Source organism: Kitasatospora sp. NPDC032150, from assembly GCF_055579945.1.
On record NZ_JBVIMH010000081.1, the window covers coordinates 1 to 5306 of the forward strand.

5 protein-coding genes are annotated in these 5306 nt (G+C 68.8%); all 5 read left to right on the forward strand.

Annotated features, from left to right (window positions below; all coding sequences use genetic code 11):
* Positions 1-255 precede the first annotated feature (255 nt).
* A complete protein-coding gene (locus ACZ5ON_RS35640; protein ID WP_465601685.1) occupies positions 256-1887 on the forward strand; it encodes a peptide ABC transporter substrate-binding protein in 1632 nt (543 codons plus the stop codon).
* A 73-nt stretch (positions 1888-1960) separates the two neighbouring features.
* Entirely contained in the window at positions 1961-2884 is a 924-nt protein-coding gene (locus ACZ5ON_RS35645; RefSeq protein WP_465601687.1) for an ABC transporter permease, read from the forward strand.
* Positions 2877-3905: an ABC transporter permease gene (locus ACZ5ON_RS35650; protein ID WP_465601690.1), complete on the forward strand. Its 1029-nt coding sequence runs from the start codon at positions 2877-2879 to the stop codon at positions 3903-3905. The genes ACZ5ON_RS35645 and ACZ5ON_RS35650 overlap by 8 nt, the downstream gene beginning before the upstream one ends.
* Positions 3906-3917: 12 nt before the next feature.
* Positions 3918-4979, forward strand: coding sequence for an ABC transporter ATP-binding protein (locus ACZ5ON_RS35655; protein ID WP_465601693.1), 1062 nt, complete (start codon positions 3918-3920; stop codon positions 4977-4979).
* A partial coding sequence (locus tag ACZ5ON_RS35660) for an ATP-binding cassette domain-containing protein (RefSeq protein WP_465601695.1) occupies positions 4921-5306 on the forward strand: 386 nt, incomplete at its 3' end. The genes ACZ5ON_RS35655 and ACZ5ON_RS35660, both read left to right, overlap by 59 nt.

Consider the following 5306-nt stretch of genomic DNA (forward strand, 5'->3'; position numbering starts at 1 on the left):
GAGCTGCCGCTACTCGCGGTGCCCTCGCTGGAGGGGCCGGCCGCGCACGAGTCCGCCTGCCACTTCGCCGCCGAGCGCGAGATCGAGCAGAGCGCTGCCTGACGGACCGTCAATCACTGGGTCCGGTTCGCACGTCGGTGCGGGCCGGGCCCGGTGGCGTTCGGGTGGCCCATCCGGGGGCATGTCGGTCGCGTCGCCAGGGCCCCCCGCCTCTCATGGGTTGTGATCGTTTCACAGACCCCGAGGAGGACACCCATGCCTACGGTCTCCCGAGTGCGCTGGGCCGTGACCGCTGCGACGACGCTGGCTCTGGCGGCCACCGGGTGCGGCGGATCGGACGGCGGCGGTGGCGGCGGCAGCTCCGGCGGGATCGTCACGGCATGGTGGGGCGACCCGCAGAACCCGCTGGAACCGGCCAACACCAACGAGGTCAACGGCGGCGCGGTGCTCGACATGATCTTCACCGGCCTGGTCGCGTACGACCCGAAGACCAGCAGGGCCGGCAATGCGATGGCCGCGTCGATCACCTCCGGCGACCAGCAGAACTGGACCGTCAAGATCAAGCCGGGCTGGCGGTTCAGCGACGGCACGCCCGTCACCTCCTCGTCCTTCGTGGACGCCTGGAACTACGGCGCGCTCTCCAGCAACCGGCAGGTGAACTCCAGCTTCTTCCAGTACATCCAGGGCTACGCCGACGTGGCCCCCGCCTCCGGAAGCCCCACGGCCAAGGCCATGTCCGGCCTGAAGGCGGTGGACGACAACACCTTCACCGTCGCGCTCAGCCAGAAGTTCTCCACGTGGCCGCAGACCCTCGGCCACGCCGCGTACTACCCGCTCCCGAAGAGCTTCTTCTCCGACCACGCGGGCTATCTGGCCAGGCCCGTGGGCAACGGGCCCTACACGATCGCCTCGTGGACCAAGGGCCAGCGGATGCAGCTGCGGCCCAACCCCGACTACGCGGGCGACAACAAGCCCAGGAACGCCGGTATCGACCTCAAGGTCTACACCGACACCAACGCCGCCTACGCCGACCTGCAGGCCGGGAACCTGGACATCGACAACGGCCTGCCGAACAGCGCGCTGAAGACCGTCCAGTCCGACCTCTACGGGCGGTTCCTGAGCCGGCCCGCCGGCATCATCCAGACCATCTCCTTCCCGCTCTACCAGTCGGGCTGGAGCACCGAGAACGCCAGACTCGTCCGCCAGGGCATCTCGATGGCGATCGACCGCGACACCATCAGCAGGGTCGTCTTCAACAACACCCGTACTCCCGCCGGTGACTTCACCTCGCCCGTCCTCGGCGTCTCCGGCGGCTACCTGGACGGGCTCTGCGGCGACGCGTGCAAGCACAACCCGGACCGGGCAAGACAGTTGATCCAGCAGGGCGGCGGCATCCCCGGCGGTCAGCTGACCATCAGCTACAACGCCGACGGTCCGCACAAGGAGTGGGTCGACGCCGTCTGCAACAGCGTCAACAACGTGCTGGGGGATACCAGGGCGTGCGTCGGTCGCCCGGTCGGCACCTTCGCGGACTTCCGCAACCAGGTGCACGGCAAGCAGATGACCAGCGCCTTCCGGACCGGCTGGCAGATGGACTACCCGCTGATCCAGAACTTCCTGCAGCCGGTGTACGTGACCGGGGCCTCCTCCAACGACTCCGGCTACGCCAACCGGGCCTTCGACGCCCTGGTGAACCAGGCCAACGGCGAGGCGGACCAGGCGAAGTCGGTCACCACCTACCAGGACGCGGAGCGGATGCTGGCCACCGACCTGCCGGCGATCCCGCTCTGGTATCAGAACGGCACGGTCGGCTGGTCGTCCCGCACCTCCGGCGTGATGCTGAATCCCTTCAGCGTCCCGGTCTACACCGAGCTCACCGTCAAGTAGCCGCCCACCGAGGCCGGGTCACCAGCGCGGTGGGCCCGGCCGCCGCCTGATCGACGGCCGACTGGAGGTTCGCATGGGTCGCTATGTGATCAGACGCCTGCTCCAGATGGTCCCGGTCTTCATCGGGACCACCTTCCTGATCTTCGTCATGGTGCACGCCCTGGGCGACCCGGTGACCGCGCTCTTCGGCGACCGGGCGCCGGACCCGGCCGTCGCGGCGCAGATCCGCGCGCAGTACAACCTGGACGATCCGCTCTGGCTGCAGTACGTGAAGTACATGGGCCGGCTGTTCCGCTGGGACTTCGGCACCACCTTCAGCGGCCAGAGCGTCACCTCGCTGCTGGCCACCGCCTTCCCCACCACGCTCAGGCTGACCGCGGTGGCCTTCGTCATCGAGGTGGTCCTCGGGATCGCGCTGGGACTGCTGAGCGGTCTGCGCCGGGGTGCACTGGCCGACAGCGGCGTGCTGGTGCTGACACTGGTGGTGATCTCCGTCCCGACCTTCGTCACCGGCTACGTGCTGCAGTACCTGGTCGGGGTGAAGTGGGGCGTGGTGCCGGCGACCGTCGGCGACCAGCTGACCCTGGACCGGCTGATCCTGCCGGGCATCGTGCTGGCCTCGGTCTCGCTGGCGTACGTCGCCCGGCTCACCAGGACCACCGTCGCCGAGAACGCCCGCGCCGACTACGTGCGCACCGCCGTCGCCAAAGGGCTTCCGCGCGGCCGGGTGGTGGTCAACCACCTGCTGCGCAACTCGCTGATCCCGGTGGTCACCTTCCTCGGCACCGACCTGGGCGCTCTGATGGGCGGCGCGCTGGTGACCGAGCGGATCTTCAACATCCACGGTGTGGGCTACTACCTGTACCAGGGCATCGTCCGCCAGAGCACCAGCACCGTGGTGGGTTTCGTGACCATCCTGGTGATCATCTACCTGGCGGCCAACCTGCTCGTCGACCTGCTGTACGCGGTCCTGGACCCGAGGATCCGGTATGCCTGACCAGGAGAGGTACCACGAGGCGGACCCGTTGGCCGAGGCCGGCACCGAGGAGCTGGAGCTCCAGAGCGCGGTCGAGAACCGGACCTTCGACCTCGGCACCATGGAGGCCCAGTCGGTCCTGAAGAACGAGCGGCAGCAGGACGGGCCCGGCACCCCCAGCGCCGACGACCGGGTGGCGGCCCGCAGCCTGTGGCAGGACGCCTGGTACGACCTGCGGCGCAACCCGGTCTTCATCGTCTCCGGGCTACTGATCCTCTTCCTGCTCGTGACGGCGCTCTGGCCCGGCCTGCTCACCTCGACCGATCCGCTCAGATGCGACCTGTCCAGATCCCAGCAGAGCGCCACCGCCGGACACCCCTTCGGCTTCGACAACCAGGGTTGCGACGTCTACGCCAGGACGGTGTACGGCGCCCGCGCCTCGATCACCGTCGGCGTCTGCGCCACGGCCGGTGCGGCACTGGTCGGCACCCTTCTGGGCGGTGTGGCCGGCTACGTCGGAGGCTGGTTCGACTCGGTGGTGTCCCGGATCGCCGACGTCTTCTTCGGCATCCCGATCCTGCTCGGCGGGCTGGTCTTCCTGTCCGTGGTGCCCAGCCAGTCGATCTGGATCGTGGTGGCCTTCATCGTGGTGCTCGGCTGGCCGCAGATCGCCCGCATCTCCCGCGGCTCGGTAATCACCGTCAAGCAGCAGGACTACGTCACCGCCGCCCGCGCGCTCGGGGCCGGCGGCGTCCGGACGCTGCTGCGGCACATCCTGCCCAACGCCGTCGCCCCGATCATCGTGGTGGCCACCATCGCGCTCGGCACCTACATCGCGCTGGAGGCCACGCTGAGCTTCCTCGGCGTGGGGCTCAAGCCGCCCACGGTCTCCTGGGGCATCGACATCTCCTCGGCCTCGGACTCCTTCCGGAACGCGCCGCACATGCTGCTCTACCCCGCGGGGGCGCTCAGCATCACCGTGCTGGCGTTCATCATGCTCGGCGACGCGGTCCGCGACGCCCTCGACCCCAAGCTGCGCTGAGGAGGGCCGACGATGGCTACCAGTGTGAGCAACCGGCAGACCGATCCCCGGGCGGCCGAGTCCGGCCCCGTGGACGCGCCGCTGCTCCGAGTGCGCGACCTGCACGTGGAGTTCCGTACCAGGGACGGCGTGGCCAAGGCGGTCAACGGCGTCGGTTTCAGCGTCCGGGCGGGCGAGACGCTGGCGGTGCTGGGCGAGTCGGGTTCGGGCAAGTCGGTGACCGCGCAGGCCGTCATGGGCATCCTGGACAGCCCACCCGGCTTCGTGACCGGGGGTGAGATCCTCTTCAAGGGCCGGGACCTGCTGAAGATGGGGTCGGACGAGCGCCGGAAGATCCGCGGTTCGCAGCTGGCGATGATCTTCCAGGACGCGCTCTCCGCGCTCAACCCCGTGCACTCGGTGGGCTGGCAGCTCGGCGAGATGTTCCGGGTGCACCGGGGTGCCTCCCGCAAGGAGGCCAGGGCCAGGGCCGTCGAGCTGATGGAGCGGGTGCGGATCCCGGCGGCGAAGGAGCGGGTGAACGACTATCCGCACCAGTTCTCGGGCGGTATGCGTCAGCGCATCATGATCGCGATGGCGCTGGCCCTGGAGCCGGACCTGATCATCGCGGATGAGCCGACCACGGCGCTCGACGTGACGGTGCAGGCGCAGGTGATGGAGCTGCTGGCGGAGCTCCAGGCGGAGTACCGGATGGGGCTGATCCTGATCACCCATGATCTGGGGGTGGTCGCGGACGTGGCCGACAAGATCGCGGTGATGTACGCGGGGCGGATCGTGGAGACCGCGCCGGTGCACGAGCTGTACGCGCGCCCGGCGCACCCGTACACCAAGGGTCTGCTGGACTCGATCCCGCGCCTGGACCAGAAGGGCCAGGAGCTGTACGCGATCAAGGGGTTGCCGCCCAACCTGCTGCGGATTCCGGCCGGGTGTGCGTTCAACCCGCGCTGTCCGATGGCGCAGCAGATCTGCCGTCAGGAGGTGCCGAGGCTCTTCTCCGTCACCGAGGAGGACGGGAGTGCGGTGTCCGGGCGGGGCAGTGCCTGCTTCTTCTGGAGGGAGACCCTCCGTGGCTGAGCCGATCCTGGAGGTCAGGAACCTGGTCAAGCACTTCCCGTTGACGCAGGGCATTCTGTTCAAGAAGCAGATCGGTGCGGTGCGTGCGGTGGACGGGGTGTCGTTCGAGCTGCGCAAGGGCGAGACGCTGGGCATCGTCGGTGAGTCGGGCTGTGGGAAGTCGACGCTGGCCAAGGTGCTGATGAACCTTGAGCGGGCCACCTCCGGTGAGGTGGTGTTCAAGGGAGAGGAGATCTCCAAGCTCTCCGGTGCCGCCCTCAAGGCGGTGCGGCGGAACATCCAGATGGTGTTCCAGGACCCGTACACGTCGTTGAACCCGCGGATGAC